Here is a 15404-nt window from a genome sequence, read left to right on the forward strand (position 1 = left end):
GTCGGAACCCGAACCCATGCACCGCGCTCGCACCCATCGCCCACCGGTTTCACGGAACGAAGAAATCATGATCGTGAGGAGCGGAAATGTACGACCGCCAGCCCTTGCCCGATGTCGATCCCGACCCGATCCGGGCGCGCGCCATCCGGCAGTTGCATCTCAAACGGGGCCTCAAGCTCCATGCCCTGATCTACGTGATGGCCAATGTCATCCAGGTGGTCGTGTGGTTCGCGTACACCTCGGAGCAGTTCTTCTGGCCGCTCTGGTCGCTGCTCGGCTGGGGCATCGGCCTGGTCTTCCACATCTGGGCCGTGTATTCGGGCGCCAGCCTCGACGAGGCGCGCATCGAACGTGAGGTCAACCGGATCCACGGCGGAGCGGGTCGCTGAGCGTGCGGCGGACGGCAGCGTCCGGTCAGTCGCCGGCGAGCGCCGCGTGGACCGAGGAGACCGCGCTCGCGCCCTCACCGACCGCGGTGGCCACGCGTTTGATCGAGCCCGAGCGCACGTCGCCCACCGCGAACACCCGTGGCGCGCTGGTCTGGAACGGCAGCGCCGACCGGTGATCGGTACGGACGAAGCCGCGCTCGTCCTTGGCCACGCCCGTCAGCCAGGCCGACACCGGATCGGCGCCGATGAAGCAGAACAGCGCCCGGCAGTCGAGCCGGTATCGGGATCCGCCGTGCCGTTCGACGACGATCGACGCGAGCGTGTCCTGGCCGTCGAGGTCGCATACCGAGGCGCCGGTGTGCAGGCGGATCGCGGGATGCGTGCGGATCCGGTCGGCCAGGTAGGACGACATCCGGGCGCCGAGGGCGGCGCCGCGGATGATCAGGTCGACCGACGCGCCGCGGGCGGCGAGGGACAGCGCGGCCTGTCCGGCCGAGTTCGCGCCGCCGATGACGGTCACCGGCTGGTCCTCGTACCCGCGCACCTCCAGGTCGGTCGCCGCGTACCGGATGCGGCCCGCCTTCTCGAACGTCGCCCAGCGAGGGATGTCGAGGCGCCGGTAGTGCGCCCCGGTCGCGGCGATCACCGCGCGCGACTCGATGCGTGAGCCGTCCGCAAGCACTACCGCCGGCCGGCATTCGTCGGACGGATCGAGACTCGTGACCGCGCACGGCGAGAAGATCCGTACGCCGAACTTGAGCGCCTGGATCATGGCGAGCCGGGTCAGGTTCTCGCCGCTGACGCCCTGCGGGAAGCCGAGGTAGTTCTCGATACGGGCGCTCTTGGCGGCCTGACCGCCGATTCCGGAACGGTCGAGAAGCACCGTGACCAGGCCCTCGGACGCCGCGTACACGGCCGCGGCCAACCCCGCGGGGCCACTGCCGACCACGACCAGATCGACCGGACGCCCGTCGGACCGGTAGGAGAGGCCGAGCGCGTCGGCGACCGCGCCCGGCGTCACATTCCGCAGGACCGAGCCGGTGACCACCGCGGCCGGCAGGTCGGCTTCGCCGATCCCCGCCGAGCGCATCAGGGCGAGTCCGGACACCGCTGTCGCGTCGAACCACGCGTGCGGCAGGAGCAGTTGTGTCACGTAGGTGCGCAGGTCCAGCGCCGCCGCGTCGCCCGCCCGGCCGACGATCTCCAAGGCGTTGCCGGCCGCCGCCCGGATGGCGTCGCGACGCGTCCTGAACGCCTCGATCAGCACGTCGGCGATGTCGACCTGTTCGGCGAGGACCCGGCGCAGCATCGCCGCGCGGACCCGGACCACCGTTCCGGCGGTCACCACCCGGGCGGTCAGGTAGACGTGCTGACCGGTGAGCAGGCTCAGTTCGCCGAGGAAGTCCCCGGGGTGACCCTGGTAGACCCGGTGCTCAGGCTCGAGCGCGGTCGCCTCGCGGACGATGTCCACGGTCGCCGAGCCGAGCAGGAAGAGGTCGTAGGAGTCGTCGCCGGTCGCGTACAGCTCCTGGCCGGCCTCGGCCGGCTCCACGTCGCCGTACGAGGCGAGCCGGCGGAACTGCTCGTCGGAAAGGCGCGGGCCGCTCGGCGGGTTGCCGGTCGGCGCGGGACCCGCGTTCACGCCGGCACCGCCACGGGCGCGGCCCTGGTCCGTGCGATCGTCACCACGTAGAGGAGAAGGCCGGCGGCGGTGAGCGCGAAGCCCGCCCACACGGTCGACAGCGTGCCCCAGCCCGCGTCGATCACGACCGCCCCGCCGATCGCGCCCAGCGAGTTCGCCAGGTTGAGGGCGGCCAGGTTGAGCGCCCCCATCAGCGCCGGCGCGTCCGGGGCGAGGCTGGTGAGCCGGACCTGGATCGTCGGGATGGCGTACATCATCGTGGCGCCGACCCCGAACAGGCACGGGAACAGCACCGCGAGATCGGAACCGGCCACGCCGAGCAGCACGAGCAGCACCAGGACACCGCCGTAGCCGTAGAGCAGGCCCCGGTTCTCATGGCGGTCCGCGACCCGCCCGCCGAGGTGGTTGCCGGCCGCCATGCCCAGGCCGAAGACGGCGAGGGCGATCGGGATGAGCGAGGCGTCGCGGCCGGCGCCGTCGGTGATGAACGGGCCGATGAACGTGTAGACCGCGAAGATGCTGGAGATGCCGAGCGCCGCCACGGTGACCATCAGCCAGACGTTGAACCGGCGCAGCGCGCCCAGCTCACCGGCGATGGAGCCGCCGCGCAGGTCGTCGGTGCGCGGCAGCCACGCGACCAGAGCGGCGCCGGCGGCCAGCCCGATGGCGACGACGGTCCAGTACATGACCCGCCAGCCGGCGTTCTGCCCGATGAACGTGCCGAGCGGGGAACCGACGATGGTCGCGACCGTGAGGCCGCCCATGACGGTCGCGAACGCCTTGCCGCCGCGGCCCGGGCCGTACACATAGCCGGCCACGACGGCGCCGGCGCCGAAGAACGCGCCCTGCACGCATCCGGCGACGAACCGGAAGACCACGAGAAGCTCGAGGTTCGGCGCCAGCGCGGAAAGCCCGTTGCCGATCAGGAACAGCAGGATCAGGCCGAGCAGCAGGGTACGCCGATTGACCCGGGCGGCGAGCAGGGTGATCGCCGGAGAGCCGATCATGACGCCGAAGGCGTACGCCGTGATCGCGTAGGTGGCGACGGGGATCGAGACGTCCAGGTCGGCCGAGAAGAGCTGGATGATGCCGTTGCTGCCGAACTCCCCGGTGCCGATCGCGAAGGTGCCGAGCGCCAGCGCGAAGAGGGTCGGCTTCGGACTGCCCATCCGCGACGTGCCGGCGCGATGCCGGTGCTCCTCGGCGGCGCACTGCCTTTCGAACGCTTGGTGATGCATGGACTGGGATTCTGACGGCATCGAGTTGACGGCTTGTTCCCGCGCCCGGAGTTCGGATTCAGTGCCTGTCCACAACGGGTTCCTAGCGTTCGCCCTAGTCAGGGTGCATCCGCTCACTGACCGATCGACGAGGGAGAAGCACGTGTTGCGTACGATCAAATCCGTGGCGTCGGTCGCCACGACCGCGGCCGTCGTCGCGGGCCTGGGTGTTCTCGCCATGGCCGGCGCGGAGGCGCACTCGGGCGGGCATCCGGGAAAGAAGCCGACGATCGTGCTGGTGCACGGCGCGTTCGCCGACAGCAGCGGGTTCAACGAGGTGACCAGGCGGCTGCTCGCCGACGGCTACCCGGTGGTCGCGGCGTCCAACCCGCTCCGGGGGCTCTCCTCCGACGCGGCGCAGGTCAAGGCCCTGCTGCAGAGCGTCCAGGGGCCGATCGTGCTGGTCGGGCACTCGTACGGCGGCGCCGTGATCTCGTCGGCCGCCACCGGCGTCACCGGAGTGAAGGCCCTGGTCTACCTGGGCGCGTTCGTGCCGGAGGAGGGCGAGAGCGCGGAGCAGCTGGCCAACCAGTTCCCCGGCAGCACGGTGGGCGAGTCGTTGAAGCCGGTACCGCTGCCGGACGGGCAGGTCGACCTCTACATCGACCCGAAGGTGTTCCACGCCCGGTTCGCGGGAGACCTGCCGGCCAAGGAGGCGGCGCTTTACGCGATCACCCAGCGCCCCGCGACCGGGACCGCGCTCGGCGAGCCGGCGTCCGGTCCGCAGGCGTGGCACACGATCCCGAACTACAACCTGATCAGCGGCGCCGACAAGATCATTCCGCCGGCGGCGCAGGAGTTCATGGCGAAGCGGGCCGGCGCCAAGGTCCAGGTGGTCAAGGGCGCGTCGCACATGCTGTTCGTGTCGCAGCCGGGCACGACCGTCGCGTTCATCGAGAAGGCGGCCCGCGAGACCGCGCGCTGAGCGGTCCGGCCGCGACCTGCCGGGGTCGGCTGTACCGGCGACCGTCGCTGAGACCGGGCGCGTGAACAGACCGTCTGAGCAGGCACTACCGTTCCTTTAGCGAGGTGGGGGCCTTCGGCCTGCTGCCCAGGGGGAACACGGGGGGCGATCATGGTTCAGGGCGGAGCATCCATGGACTTCAGCGAGAGCGTGCGCTCGGCCTTCCGGCGTGGTGAGAGCGACGCCGTGGTGCGCATGAGCGAGGCCGAGATCGAGCGGGCCCGGGCGGCGGGCGACCCGGCGGGCGAGGTGGAGGCCCGGTACAGCCTGGCCCGGGTCGCCATCCGCGGCGGTGACCTGCGGGGTGGAGAGGCGAAGGCACGGGAGGCGCTCGAGGTCGCGCTGCGCTCCGGTGACCGCGGCCTTGAGGAACGGCCGAGGCACGTGCTGGCCGCGGTGGCGCGCATGTCCGGCGACCTGCTCCGCGCTCGCGATCTGTACCGGGAGAGCATCGCCCTCAACGAGGCGCTCGGCCGGCCCAAGATGGTCAACACCGAGAATCACAACCTCGCGTTCTGCGAGCTGGGTCTGGGCGATCTCGACGTGGCGAGGAAGCTGTTCGCCGAGGGGCGCGAGCAGGTGTTCCGCAACGGCTGGGCCGACCTCGTCCCGTACGTCTGGGTGGCGGGCGCCGCGCTCGCGTCGGCCGAGGGCGATCACGCGCGGGCGGCGCGGCTGACGGGGGTCGCGGAGGTCGCGTTCGCGTCGCTCGGCCAGGTACCGGACCCCGACGACGCCGCCGACCTCGCCAAGGCGCGAGCCGCCGCCATCGAGGCGCTCGGCCAGGCCGCCTTCGACGGGGAGCACGCGCGAGGCCGGCTCCTCGATCCGCGCGCGGAGTTCGCCGACGATCGAGCCTGACACGACGGTCCTCGACACTCGGACGAGGCCCGGAGCCCGGGCATCCCCGGTCAACCGCCGAGCGCGGGTGGATCGGCCGGGCACCCGGGCCGCAGCAAGGAGCGCAGCAGGGCGGTGATCTCCGCGGGGGCGGTTTCCGGCGTTCCGGCGTTGAACGGTGGCCGCGGCGCGTACTCCAAGCCCAGTTGGATCGCCATGGCGGTGTCCTCGTCCGCCAGCAGGGACGCGAGGTAGAGCGCCATGTCGACGCCGGCCAGCACGCCGGCCGAGGTTATGATCTTGCCTTCCCTGACGAAGCGTTCGTCGACCGGTCGAGCCCCGTACTGGGTGAGCAGGTCCCTGGCCACCCAGTGAGTGGCCGCCTTCACCCCCTCCAGCAGGCCCGCCGCGCCGAGGGTGAGCGAGCCCACGCATACCGAGGTGGTCCAGGTGGTGGTGGGATGCGCCGTCTTGACGTAGTGGATCAGCGCCTGGTCCGCCGTGCCGCGCGTCACGTCCTTGGTGCCGGGCACCACCAGGACGTCGGGTCTGGGCAGGTCGGCGAAGGAGGCGGTCGCGGTGAGGGTGACCTCCGCGTCGGCGACGACGCCCGGCCGCTCGGCCACGAAGGTCACCGTCGCGCCAGGGATGTTCCGGAGCACGAAGTACGGTCCCAGCGCGTCCATGGCGTCGTAACCCGCGTACAGGGGGATGGCGATGTGCATGTCAGCTCTCCTTGCCGTGGAATCTGCGCCGGTACTCCCCAGGCGAGATCTTGAGGTGGCGGTGGAAGACGCGGTAGAGGGTCTCGGGCGTTCCGAGTCCGACCCTGCCCGCTATCCGGTCGAGCGGCTCATCGGTGCTTTCGAGCAGTCGCTTGGCCGCCGCCGTTCGCACGTGCTCGACATACCGTGCGGGTGACACGCCGACCTCGGCCCTGAACAGGCGCGAGAAATGCCGGACGCTCGTGTTCACGCGTCCCGCGAGGACCTCGAGCGAGAGGTCGGCATTCAGGTTCTCCTCGATCCAGCTCTGGAGGTCGCGCAGGGGTTCACGCTTCGGCGTCCGCGCGCTCAGCGGCGTGCTGAACTGGCTCTGCCCGCCTGGTCGCTGCAGGTACACGACCAGCCAGCGGGAGATCTCCCTGGCCAGATCGTGCCCGTGGTCGCTCGCGACCAGCGCGAGAGCGAGATCGATCCCCGAAGTGACCCCCGCCGAAGTCCAGACGTTGCCGTCGCGTACGTAGATGCGGTCGGCGTCCACCCGCACGTTCGGATGTTCGCGTGAGAGCAGGTCTCCCACCGCCCAGTGGGTGGTCGCCCGCCGCCCCTCCAGCAGTCCGGCCTCGGCCAGCAGCAGCGTGCCCGAGCAGATGGACCCGACCCGGTCCGACACCGCGGCGATCCGCCGGATCTCCGGGACCAGCTCCGCCGTTTCCGCGGACACCATGCGGGCCGGAAGACCACCGACGACCAGCAGCGTGTCGATGGGGCCCTCCACGCTTCGCAGCGGCGAGCCGGCGGTCACCGTGACGCCGGACAAGGAGCGCACGGCACCGGCACGGACGGCGGTGACCTCCACCCGGTAGTCGGCGTTCGCATCGAGCAGGCCGGCCGCGGAGAAGACGTCGGCCGGGCCGGCGAGATCGAGCAACTGGAAGTCGTCGAAGAGCACCATCACGACGCGATGGGACATGCCGCCATACTCGGCCACCCGTGGCGATGGCCACAAGGACACATACCTTGCAGTTCCGGCCATGATGCGGCGCTGCCGCCAGGAGGACTACGGGGAGTCAGGAGCCCTGAACGGGGGAAATTGTTCATATAGCGAGAAGTGAGTACGGACATCGCACGTTTGACCGACTCGGTTCAGGTCAGCAGGCAGACCGATCCACCTTCCAGGAGAGGAACCGCTATGACGACCGCGAATCAGGCCGGCCGGCGGCTGGAGGGCGCGGCCCGGCGCGTGGCCGACCACCCCGTCCTGGAGAAACTCGCCAAAGTCGGATTCGCCGCCCGTGGCGTCCTGTACGCGATCATCGGGCTGGCCGCGCTCCAGATCGCGTTCGGCAGCGGCGGGGAGGCCGACAAGAGCAGCGCGATCCACGTCGTGCGCGACGCGCCCCTCGGTGACACTCTGCTGTGGGTCATGGCCGTCGGCCTGGCCGCACTGACGATCTGGCACATCTCCGAGGCCATCTGGGGCCGGCCCGAGGTCTACTACCGCGTCGAGTCCGTCGCCAAGGCCGCCGTCTACACCGCCCTGGTGTTCTCGATGGTGGCCCTGCTCACCAAGAACAAGGCCGCCTCCTCGACCGACAGTCAGTCGCAGGATGCCGCCAAGGCGCTGTTCGACCTGCCCGGTGGTCAGGTTCTGGTCGCCCTGATAGCGCTCGCCCTGATCGGCTTCGGCCTGTCCTGGATCCACGAGGGGTGGACCGGGAAGTTCATGCGGGACATGCACGTGGCCGAGCCGCTCGCCCACGGCCTCGTGGTCCACATCGGCAAGGCCGGCTATGTCGCCCGTGGCGTCATCGCTCTCGCCGCCGGCGCGTTGATCGGCCAGGCGGCCCTCACCTACGACCCCGACAAGGCGGTCGGCATCGACGGCGCGCTCAAGTCGCTCGCCGACACCCCGGTCGGTCCGTGGCTGCTCGTCGTGACCGCGATCGGCCTGATCCTGTTCGCCCTCTACTGCTTCGCGGAGGCCCGCTGGCACCGCGTGTGAGCCGGATCGCGCCCCGCGCCCGGACGGTCGCGTAGCGCACGGGTCAGCCTGTTCGCTGGAGCAGGAGGGTGACGAAGCCGAGGATTCCCCGGTAGCCGTGCAGCCACATGTCGCGGTGCTGGAGGGCGGCGGCGCGGGCCGCGTCGGCGTCCGGGCCGGGGTTCTCGTTGGCCCAGCGCAGGAGGGTCCCCGTCCAGGACCACTCGTAGTCGTCCCATTCGGACAGGTCGCTGGTGTACGCGTAGACGGTGCTGAAACCGGCGGACTCGGCGGCGGCGACGGTGCCCGGCAGGTCGAGGTACTCAGAGGACTCGGCGCCCAGCCGGGTGAGCGCCTCCGGCGTCGGCGGCCGTTCCCAGAATCCCTCTCCGATCAGCGCCAGCCCGTTCGGCCTCAGGTAGCGGCGCACGCGGTCGACGGTGGGGCCGAGGCCGCCGAACGCGTGTGTCGCCCCGACGCAGATGACCAGGTCGTACGGCTCTGCCACGGGGAAGTCGGCGGCCGGTCTCTCGTGCAGCCGGATGCGCTCCCAGACGCCCTGGATGTCCGCGTGGCTCTCGGCCGCCTTGAGCGCGTCGGCGGAGACGTCGACGCCGTCGGCGGTCGCGTCCTCGTAGAGCGCCAGCGCGCGCAGCGTCCAGGCCGCCTCGCCGCAGCCGAGGTCGAGGACCCTCGCCGCCTCGGGCAGCCGGGCCCGGCGCAGCAGCCGGGTCACGTGCGCGCCGGAGACCGGCGCGGCGATGGGATGGTCGCGATGGGCGAGATGGCTGATGAGCTGGCGTTCCACGGAAGCCAATCTGTCCTATCTCTCACCGGTCACACCAGCTGTTTTATCCGCATCGCCGGAAACACGCCGCGCTTGGCCTTGCTGCCGTTCTGGGCGAGCGACAGGTGGCGGCGGCGGTGCGAGCAAGCGTTCTGCAAGCGGGCGGGAATAACGTCACGCCATGACTCGCAGAATGTGGTTGACCGTATTGGTCTCAGCGCTCGCCATCCTGTCGTCCGGATGCGGTGGTGCGGGCGGGAGCACGCCGACGCCCCGCGATCAGGCCGGGAGTGGTCGATCCGAGAGCGCGGCGCCGGCCGAGACCTCCTGTGGCGGGGTCGCGGAGAAGGTCGAGAAGCATGTGCGGCGACCCGAGATCCTGTCGGTCACCATCGCGGGCCAGTGCACCTCGTTGTCGATCAAGACGGACCTGGATGACGGGAAGTCCGGCACGGCCGAGCGGATATGCGAGGCCGCGGCCGAAGTGGCCTACACCGGTGACACGAACGCCATCCGCGTGCTCGGCGGCTCGGGCAAGGAGCTCTCCGTGGGAATCGCCGGCGCCAGGTGTCTGGCGCAGCCGTAGGCCCCGTCCCTTCGACGACGGGCCGCGGTCGGCGCCCGCCGCGCTGAAAGCCGCCTGAAATCGATCTGCAAGGAGTTCTTCCTAACGTCTGTGGCGTAACAGGAACCACTGGGAAGGCACTGATGAACATCCTCAAGAACACTTTAGCCGTTGCCGCGGCATGCGCCCTTATGGCTCTGAGCAGCGCCTGCGGCGCCGGCGGCAATGCCGCCGTCTGTGAAGAGGCCACCAAGGCGTTCACCGACTACAGCAGCAAGGCGGCCGCCTCCGCCGGGAGCATGGAGACGTTCAACTCGGCCACCGCCGAGCTCGCCGCCGAGCTCAAGGGCCTCGCGGGCAAGACCGACGGCGACCTGAAGACGGCGCTGACCGGAATGGCCGACTCCTGGGCCGGCTTCAAGATCGACACCTCCGACCCCGCCGTCGCGACGAAGATGAGCGAGTTCACCACGAAGGCCACCGAGGCCACGCAGCAGCTCGCCGCCGCCTGCTCGTGACGCCGGCGGCGACGCTCAGCCCATCCGCGCCAGGGGCATGGTGGACGCGATCGCCCACGTGACACCGCGCCCGCGCCGGCGGAGCCGGCTGTTCACTCGCCGGGCGGGAAGTCCGCCGAGCGGCTCACCTCGGCCCAGCGGGCGGCCTCGGCGGCACGCTCGCGGGACGACCGTTCGGTGAGTTCCACGGCGCCCGCCCCGAGGAGCAGGCGCAGCGGGGGCTCGTCGAGGTCCACGATGTCGAGGATGATGCGCGCCGCCCGCACGGGGTCTCCCGGCGCGTTCAGGTCGAAGCCGGCGCGCCGGCGGTTCATGGCGCCGACGGTCTCCTCGTAGTCCGGCCCGACGGGGGGGATCTCCATGGACGAGCCGGCCCAGTCGGTGCGGAACGCTCCGGGTTCGATGATGCTGACCTTGATCCCCAGCGGCTTCACCTCGTTGTTGAGCACTTCGGAGAAGCCTTCGACGGCGAACTTCGCCGACTGGTAGGCCGCCAGGCCGGGAGATCCGCCCACGCGTCCCCCGACGGAGGAGAACTGGACGATGTGACCGCGACGCTGGGCGCGCAGGATCGGCAGGGCGGCCTTCGTGACGTTGACGACGCCGAAGAAGTTTGCTTCGACCTGCGCGCGGAAGTCGTCGTCGGGGGTCTCCTCGATGGGGGAGGAGTTGGCGTAGCCGGCGTTGTTCACGACGACGTCGAGCCCGCCGAACGCGCTGACGGCGAGCTGTACGGCGGCGCGTGCCGCGTCGGCGTCGGTGACGTCGAGGGCGAAGGCGCGCACGTTGTCGCCGTACTTGCGCACGAGGTCGTCGAGTCGCTCAGGCCGCCGGGCGGTGGCGACCACGTTGTCGCCGTGCTCCAGCGCGGCTTCGGCGAGTGCGCGGCCGAAGCCGCGTGAGCTGCCGGTGATGAGCCAGGTCCTGATCATGCCTGTTCTTCTTTCTGTTCGCGCCGGTTCGATCCCGTACGCGGTCTCGATCATCTGTTACACCGTTGTGGCATTTATGAAGGTATATGCCGCGCACGTGACGATGTCAAACGGTGATGTGTCGCACCGGTGTAGGCTGGAGGGGATATGAGAGCTGATGCCGCACGCAACGTGGACGCGGTCCTGCGCACCGGCGCCCGCCTGCTGGCCGAGGACCCCGCGGCCGGCATGGGCGCGATCGCCGCCGAGGCCGGGGTCGACCGGCGCACCGTCTACAGGCGCTTTCCCAGCCGCGAGGCTCTGCTCGCGGCCGTCTTCCAGGCGAAGCTCGACTCCGCCCAGCGGGTCCTGGACGAGGCGCGTCTCGTCGAGGCCCCGGTGGCGGTGGCTCTTCACCGGTACGTGGAGGGCATCGTCCCGGTCAGCCGCGACTGGCCGGTGGACGTGCGCCGCATGATGCGGGCCGATCCGGCCGCGAGCGTCCGCAGGGAGGAGCAGAGCGGCCGGCTCGACCGGTTCGTCCAGCGGGCGGCCGACGAGGGCCTGCTACGCGCGGACGTCCCGGTCGCCTGGGCTCGCGCCACGCTCGACCACCTGGTCGACACCGCCGCCCACGGCTTCCCCCTGATCGACCCGCCGCAGGCCGCCGACCTGGTCGTCGACATCCTCCTCAACGGCGTCGGACGGCGATAGACCTCTCCGGGCCGCACCCGGGCGCCGTTCTCAGACGGTGATGACGACCTTGCCCGGGGCGTGCCCTTCCTCCACGTATCCGATCGCCGCAGGGATCTCCTCGAACGGGTAGCACCGGTCGACGACGGGGGTGACCCGTCCGTCCTCGATGAGCCCGGTCAGCGTCATGAGGTTCCGCTTGGGCTCCTCGCAGTGGACCACGTCCGCGATGGCCATGCGCTGGGACACGAACGGTGAAAGCGCGAGCGTCGAGAACGCGTGAGCGGCGGGCTGCAGCCACCGGCCGGGCCGGCCGCCGACGACGACGCAGGCTCCCTTGCGCGTCAGCACCCTGCGGCACGCCGATCCCGAGCGGCTTCCCGCGTTGTCGAGCAGCAGGTCGTAGCGCCGTCCGTTCCGCGTGAAGTCCTCTTTGGTGTAGTCGATGACCTCGTCCGCGCCGATCGTCCGGACCAGCTCGACGTTGCGGGTGCTGCAGACGCCGGTGACCTTGGCGCCGAGCGCGCGGGCGATCTGCACGGCGAACGTGCCCACGCCGCCCGAGGCCCCGTTGACGAGGACCTCGTGTCCGGGCTGGATCCTTCCCGCGTCGCGAAGGCCCAGCAGGGCGGTCATGGCCGCCATCGGCACCGCCGCGGCCTGCTCGTAGGTGAGGTTCTTCGGCTTCGGCGCGAGCTTGTCCTCCCGGACGCACACGTACTCGGAGAAGCCGCCCTGCAAGGGCATCGCGTACACCTCGTCGCCGGGACGGAACCCCTTCACGTTCTTGCCGACCGCTTCGACCTGCCCGGCGACGTCGGCGCCCAAGATGGCGAGCTTCGGCCCGCGCAACCCGACGCTGCCGCCCATCAGGCGCGCGACGTACGGCTCACCCCTCATGTGGTGCCAGTCGTAGGGCTGGACGGAGGTGGCGCGCACCCGGACCAGCGCCTCGTCGTCGCCGGGCACGGGCTTGTCCATGTCGGTGAGCTCGAGGACATCGGGTGAGCCGTACGAGCGCAAGACGAAGGCCCTCATCGCATTCTCCTCATCCTTTACGGGGACGCCGGCCGAGGCGCGGACCCATGGCCCGCCGCACTCGCGGATCGGCGAAGTGGCGGGCGTGGCCGGATCGGAGGCTCCCTGACCGGATGGCGGCGAGCGTGTCCCGGGCCGCCAAGAGACAATGTAGGAAGCCTGAACAAAGGGCTCATCAGCCGAAAGTACGCCCATTCGATGGATGATCGGCCACTGTAGGTCGGACCGGTCTACCGATGAGCCGCCCCGGTCCCGGACGGCACGATCGGCTCATGACCGACAGTCCGACGGTGCTCCCACCGTTCCCGCGGCCGCCGAGAGGCGCCGGTCCGACGACCGTCCGGAACACGTCAGAGGCGGCCGCCACGGCCAGGCCCGAGAGGGCGGGGTGGCTCGTGCCCGCCTTGCTGATCGCGCTCAGCGCCGTTCCCGTGGTCGCGGGCGTGATCCGCATGACCGAGTTGACCGGCGGCGCCGCGGTCACGCCGGAGAACGCGCGATTCTTTGCCTCGCCGGTGCCGGTGACGCTGCACATCGTCGCCGTCACCCTGTACAGCATCCTCGGCGCCTTCCAGTTCGCCCCGCGATTCCGCCGCCGGAGGCCCGGCTGGCATCGCGTGGCCGGGCGGCTCCTGGTCGTGTGCGGGCTCGTGGCGGCGCTCACCGGTCTGGAGATGACGCTGTTCTACCCTCGCCCCGAGGGTGACGGCGATCTGCTCGCCGGCTTCCGGCTCGTGTTCGGCACGGCCATGCTGCTGTCCATCGTCCTCGGGGTCTCCGCGATCCGCCGACGGGACATCGCCCGGCACCGCGCCTGGATGATGCGCGGTTACGCGATCGGCGTGGCCGCGGGCACGCAGGCACTGACGCACCTGCCATGGTTCCTGATCGTGGGCACGCAGCCGGGCGAGCTTCCCCGGGCGCTGCTCGTGGGCGCCGGCTGGGTGATCAACCTCGCCGTGGCCGAATGGTTCATCCGCAGGCGGCGGCCGGGCGGCCGGGCCCGCGCCGCGGCCAGGCCCTGGCGATGATCGCGCGGACGGTCTCGGCCAGGCCCGCAGGCCTAGCGATGCTTGCGCGGGCGGTCGCGCGGGCCGGTGAAGGAGACGCGGTTGGTCTCGTAGGCCCACATGGCGATCTCGACGCGGTTGCGGGCGCCGAGCTTGGCCATCAGGCTGGCGATGTGGGACTTGACCGTGCTGAGAGAGATGTGGAGCTCGTCGGCGATCTCGGTGTTGGTCCGTCCCCGCGCCACCGTGGTGAGGATCTGTTCCTCCCGGTGGGTGAGCGACTCGATGGGTTGCGTCGCGGGTGAGGCGGGCCCGGTGCGGGCGAAGGTCTCGAGCAGCCGCGCGGTGATGCTCGGCGCGATGAGCGCGTCGCCGGACGCGGCGGCGTGGACCGCCTGCGAGAGCAGATCAGCGCCGGCGTTCTTGAGCAGGAAGCCCCGGGCGCCGGCCCGCAGGGCGGCGTAGACGTACTCGTCGAGGTCGAACGTGGTGATGACGACGACGGCGAGCGGGTCCTCGACGCCCGGCCCGGCGAGCAGGCGGGTCGCCTCGATGCCGTCGAGGCCGGGCATGCGGATGTCGAACAGGCACACGTCAGGACGCAGGCGCCGCGCGAGTTCGACGGCCCGCCGGCCGTCGGCGGCCTGGCCGACGACCTCGATGTCCGGCTGGACGTCGAGGATCATCGCGAGGCCGGTGCGGACGATCTCCTGGTCGTCGGCGACGACCACCTTGATGCTCACGTCGCCGAGCCCGTCCGAGGCAGCGTGGCGTTCACGCTCCAGCCGCCGCCGGGATCGGGGCCGGCCGCGCAGGTGCCGCCGAGCAGGTCGGCGCGTTCGATCATGCCGATCAGCCCGTACCCGGGCGACGCGGCGGGGCGGATGAGGCTGGTGTCGCCGTCGTCGTGCACGCGCAGGCGCACCGCCGTGTCGTCGGCGGTCACGCGGACCTCGACGCGGGTGGCGTGACGCGCGTGCCGTCTGGCGTTGGTGACCGACTCCTGGGCGAGACGGTAGACCGCGGCTCCGACCGACGGAGGGAGGTCGCCGAGATCGCCCGCCATCGTCACCTCGACGGAGGGGCCAGAGCGACCGGTGCTCGCGAGCTCTCCGAGATCGGCGATGCCCCTGCCGGGCGCCAGGTCGGCCGGCTGGTCACGGCGCAGGACGCGGACCATGGCCCGCATCTCGTCCAGGGCGCGCGCCGCCTCCGCCTCGATCACGCGGAGCGCGTCGGTCGCGGCGTTCGGTCGCGAGGCCGACGTGGCGAGACCCGCTTGCGCGCGAATGGCCATCGCCGAGACGTGGTGGGCGACGGTGTCGTGCAGGTCGCGGGCCAGTTGTTCGCGTTCGAGCAGTTTGACCTGGTCGAGCTGGCGCATTCTGGCGTTGGCCCTGTACCGGAACGTCGCGCCCAGGGTGGTGGCCGTGCACATGACGGTGAACGCGCCGACCGCGTCGGCGAGCACGATGCGGTGGAAGGCGATCGCGAGATAGACAGAGAAAAGCATGATCGCCACGCCGATCACGGTCTCGCGTCCCGACCCCCACCGGGACAACGCGTACACCACGCACAGCAGATACGCCATGGTGTAGGTCTCGGGGGAGTCACCGCCCGCGAACAGCGGGGCGAGGTTCGTGGTGCAGAAGACGATCGTGATCATCAGCAGCGGCCGGGTGCGGCGCCACAACAGCGTGGGCACCAGCCCCACGGTGACGGCCACCGAGATGGCCCGCCATGGAAGGTCCGGCCGCACGACCCCTTCGAGCACCGCGAGCGGCACGAGCACCGCCACGAGAGCCCAGTCTCGCCACACCCGTCGCGGCGGGTTCGGGGGGCGGGGCTCGTCCCACACTGAGCGAAGGAGGTCGCGCACGAAATCATGGTACGAGAGCCCGTGTCGCTACGGACTGGCCCAAAGTAGGAGATGTACCAACCGCCGGTACGCCCGCGGCTCAGCCGGCGAGCGGGACCGATACCGGGCCGGCGCGAGCGCGCCCTGGCTCCAGCGGTCCACTATTGACCCGCAAGCGGATGGGCAGCAGATTCAGGGTAGATCGT

At 70.9% G+C, this 15404-nt stretch carries 17 protein-coding genes; 8 read left to right on the forward strand and 9 right to left on the reverse strand.

The window, feature by feature from the left end; all coding sequences use genetic code 11:
• Positions 1–86 precede the first annotated feature (86 nt).
• The gene (locus ACFO60_RS03845) at positions 87–389 is read left to right on the forward strand and encodes a 2TM domain-containing protein (protein WP_380836902.1); all 303 of its coding nucleotides are present in this window, start codon (positions 87–89) and stop codon (positions 387–389) included.
• Between the two features lie 25 nt (positions 390–414).
• Here ACFO60_RS03845 and ACFO60_RS03850 read toward each other — a convergent pair whose 3' ends face one another.
• Together ACFO60_RS03850 and ACFO60_RS03855 are read right to left on the reverse strand one after the other, a co-directional pair.
• Positions 415–2031, reverse strand: a complete 1617-nt coding sequence (locus tag ACFO60_RS03850; protein ID WP_380836904.1) for an FAD-dependent oxidoreductase — start codon at positions 2029–2031, stop codon at positions 415–417.
• Complete coding sequence (locus tag ACFO60_RS03855) at positions 2028–3269, reverse strand: MFS transporter (RefSeq protein WP_380836907.1); 1242 nt, start codon at positions 3267–3269, stop codon at positions 2028–2030. Before ACFO60_RS03855 ends, ACFO60_RS03850 begins: the two co-directional genes overlap by 4 nt.
• Before the next feature lie 142 nt (positions 3270–3411).
• Here ACFO60_RS03855 and ACFO60_RS03860 point away from each other — a divergent pair, with 142 nt between their 5' ends.
• Both ACFO60_RS03860 and ACFO60_RS03865 read left to right on the forward strand, forming a co-directional pair.
• The gene (locus ACFO60_RS03860) at positions 3412–4233 is read left to right on the forward strand and encodes an alpha/beta fold hydrolase (RefSeq protein ID WP_380836910.1); all 822 of its coding nucleotides are present in this window, start codon (positions 3412–3414) and stop codon (positions 4231–4233) included.
• A gap of 171 nt (positions 4234–4404) precedes the next feature.
• Positions 4405–5133 carry a hypothetical protein gene (locus tag ACFO60_RS03865; RefSeq protein ID WP_380836913.1) on the forward strand — a complete coding sequence of 243 codons (729 nt, stop codon included), beginning with the start codon at positions 4405–4407 and terminating at the stop codon, positions 5131–5133.
• A 50-nt stretch (positions 5134–5183) separates the two neighbouring features.
• On the opposite strand, the gene ACFO60_RS03870 is transcribed toward ACFO60_RS03865, so the two are convergent.
• Positions 5184–5837 carry a DJ-1/PfpI family protein gene (locus ACFO60_RS03870; RefSeq protein ID WP_380836916.1) on the reverse strand — a complete coding sequence of 218 codons (654 nt, stop codon included), beginning with the start codon at positions 5835–5837 and terminating at the stop codon, positions 5184–5186.
• Position 5838: 1 nt separating this feature from the next.
• The gene (locus tag ACFO60_RS03875; RefSeq protein WP_380836919.1) at positions 5839–6807 is read right to left on the reverse strand and encodes a GlxA family transcriptional regulator; all 969 of its coding nucleotides are present in this window, start codon (positions 6805–6807) and stop codon (positions 5839–5841) included.
• A gap of 219 nt (positions 6808–7026) precedes the next feature.
• On the opposite strand from ACFO60_RS03875, the gene ACFO60_RS03880 reads away from it, so the two are divergent.
• Positions 7027–7839 carry a DUF1206 domain-containing protein gene (locus tag ACFO60_RS03880; RefSeq protein ID WP_380836922.1) on the forward strand — a complete coding sequence of 271 codons (813 nt, stop codon included), beginning with the start codon at positions 7027–7029 and terminating at the stop codon, positions 7837–7839.
• 43 nt (positions 7840–7882) lie between these two features.
• Here ACFO60_RS03880 and ACFO60_RS03885 read toward each other — a convergent pair whose 3' ends face one another.
• Positions 7883–8626 carry an SAM-dependent methyltransferase gene (locus tag ACFO60_RS03885; RefSeq protein ID WP_380836925.1) on the reverse strand — a complete coding sequence of 248 codons (744 nt, stop codon included), beginning with the start codon at positions 8624–8626 and terminating at the stop codon, positions 7883–7885.
• Between the two features lie 160 nt (positions 8627–8786).
• Between ACFO60_RS03885 and ACFO60_RS03890 the strand changes: the two genes are divergently transcribed.
• Both ACFO60_RS03890 and ACFO60_RS03895 read left to right on the forward strand, forming a co-directional pair.
• Complete coding sequence (locus ACFO60_RS03890) at positions 8787–9191, forward strand: hypothetical protein (RefSeq protein WP_380836928.1); 405 nt, start codon at positions 8787–8789, stop codon at positions 9189–9191.
• 170 nt (positions 9192–9361) lie between these two features.
• The gene (locus tag ACFO60_RS03895) at positions 9362–9688 is read left to right on the forward strand and encodes a hypothetical protein (protein ID WP_380836931.1); all 327 of its coding nucleotides are present in this window, start codon (positions 9362–9364) and stop codon (positions 9686–9688) included.
• A 92-nt stretch (positions 9689–9780) separates the two neighbouring features.
• Here the strand turns inward: ACFO60_RS03895 and ACFO60_RS03900 are convergent, their stop codons facing one another.
• Positions 9781–10620 carry an oxidoreductase gene (locus ACFO60_RS03900; RefSeq protein WP_380836934.1) on the reverse strand — a complete coding sequence of 280 codons (840 nt, stop codon included), beginning with the start codon at positions 10618–10620 and terminating at the stop codon, positions 9781–9783.
• Between the two features lie 147 nt (positions 10621–10767).
• On the opposite strand from ACFO60_RS03900, the gene ACFO60_RS03905 reads away from it, so the two are divergent.
• Positions 10768–11313: a TetR/AcrR family transcriptional regulator gene (locus ACFO60_RS03905; protein ID WP_380836937.1), complete on the forward strand. Its 546-nt coding sequence runs from the start codon at positions 10768–10770 to the stop codon at positions 11311–11313.
• 30 nt (positions 11314–11343) lie between these two features.
• Here ACFO60_RS03905 and ACFO60_RS03910 read toward each other — a convergent pair whose 3' ends face one another.
• Positions 11344–12330 (reverse strand): NAD(P)-dependent alcohol dehydrogenase, encoded by a 987-nt coding sequence (locus ACFO60_RS03910; RefSeq protein WP_380836940.1) that lies wholly within the window; start codon positions 12328–12330, stop codon positions 11344–11346.
• A 272-nt stretch (positions 12331–12602) separates the two neighbouring features.
• Here ACFO60_RS03910 and ACFO60_RS03915 point away from each other — a divergent pair, with 272 nt between their 5' ends.
• On the forward strand, positions 12603–13361 hold the full coding sequence (locus ACFO60_RS03915; protein ID WP_380836943.1) for a DUF2306 domain-containing protein: 759 nt from the start codon (positions 12603–12605) through the stop codon (positions 13359–13361).
• A gap of 32 nt (positions 13362–13393) precedes the next feature.
• Here the strand turns inward: ACFO60_RS03915 and ACFO60_RS03920 are convergent, their stop codons facing one another.
• On the reverse strand, positions 13394–14083 hold the full coding sequence (locus ACFO60_RS03920; protein ID WP_380836947.1) for a response regulator: 690 nt from the start codon (positions 14081–14083) through the stop codon (positions 13394–13396).
• Entirely contained in the window at positions 14080–15219 is a 1140-nt protein-coding gene (locus ACFO60_RS03925) for a sensor histidine kinase (RefSeq protein WP_380836954.1), read from the reverse strand. The genes ACFO60_RS03920 and ACFO60_RS03925 overlap by 4 nt, the downstream gene beginning before the upstream one ends.
• Positions 15220–15404 lie beyond the last annotated feature (185 nt).

The organism is Sphaerisporangium dianthi, from assembly GCF_042654065.1.
GTDB lineage: Bacteria > Actinomycetota > Actinomycetes > Streptosporangiales > Streptosporangiaceae > Sphaerisporangium > Sphaerisporangium dianthi.

Bases quoted from the DNA above. Each gene is read 5' to 3' on its own strand.
- ACFO60_RS03845 (WP_380836902.1), top strand. From the start codon at position 87: ATGTACGACCGCCAGCCCTTGCCCGATGTCGATCCCGACCCGATCCGG.
- ACFO60_RS03855 (WP_380836907.1), bottom strand. From the start codon at position 3,269: ATGCATCACCAAGCGTTCGAAAGGCAGTGCGCCGCCGAGGAGCACCGG.
- ACFO60_RS03865 (WP_380836913.1), top strand. From the start codon at position 4,405: ATGGACTTCAGCGAGAGCGTGCGCTCGGCCTTCCGGCGTGGTGAGAGC.
- ACFO60_RS03870 (WP_380836916.1), bottom strand. From the start codon at position 5,837: ATGCACATCGCCATCCCCCTGTACGCGGGTTACGACGCCATGGACGCG.
- ACFO60_RS03875 (WP_380836919.1), bottom strand. From the start codon at position 6,807: ATGTCCCATCGCGTCGTGATGGTGCTCTTCGACGACTTCCAGTTGCTC.
- ACFO60_RS03880 (WP_380836922.1), top strand. From the start codon at position 7,027: ATGACGACCGCGAATCAGGCCGGCCGGCGGCTGGAGGGCGCGGCCCGG.
- ACFO60_RS03890 (WP_380836928.1), top strand. From the start codon at position 8,787: ATGACTCGCAGAATGTGGTTGACCGTATTGGTCTCAGCGCTCGCCATC.
- ACFO60_RS03895 (WP_380836931.1), top strand. From the start codon at position 9,362: ATGGCTCTGAGCAGCGCCTGCGGCGCCGGCGGCAATGCCGCCGTCTGT.
- ACFO60_RS03900 (WP_380836934.1), bottom strand. From the start codon at position 10,620: ATGATCAGGACCTGGCTCATCACCGGCAGCTCACGCGGCTTCGGCCGC.
- ACFO60_RS03905 (WP_380836937.1), top strand. From the start codon at position 10,768: ATGAGAGCTGATGCCGCACGCAACGTGGACGCGGTCCTGCGCACCGGC.
- ACFO60_RS03910 (WP_380836940.1), bottom strand. From the start codon at position 12,330: ATGAGGGCCTTCGTCTTGCGCTCGTACGGCTCACCCGATGTCCTCGAG.
- ACFO60_RS03915 (WP_380836943.1), top strand. From the start codon at position 12,603: ATGACCGACAGTCCGACGGTGCTCCCACCGTTCCCGCGGCCGCCGAGA.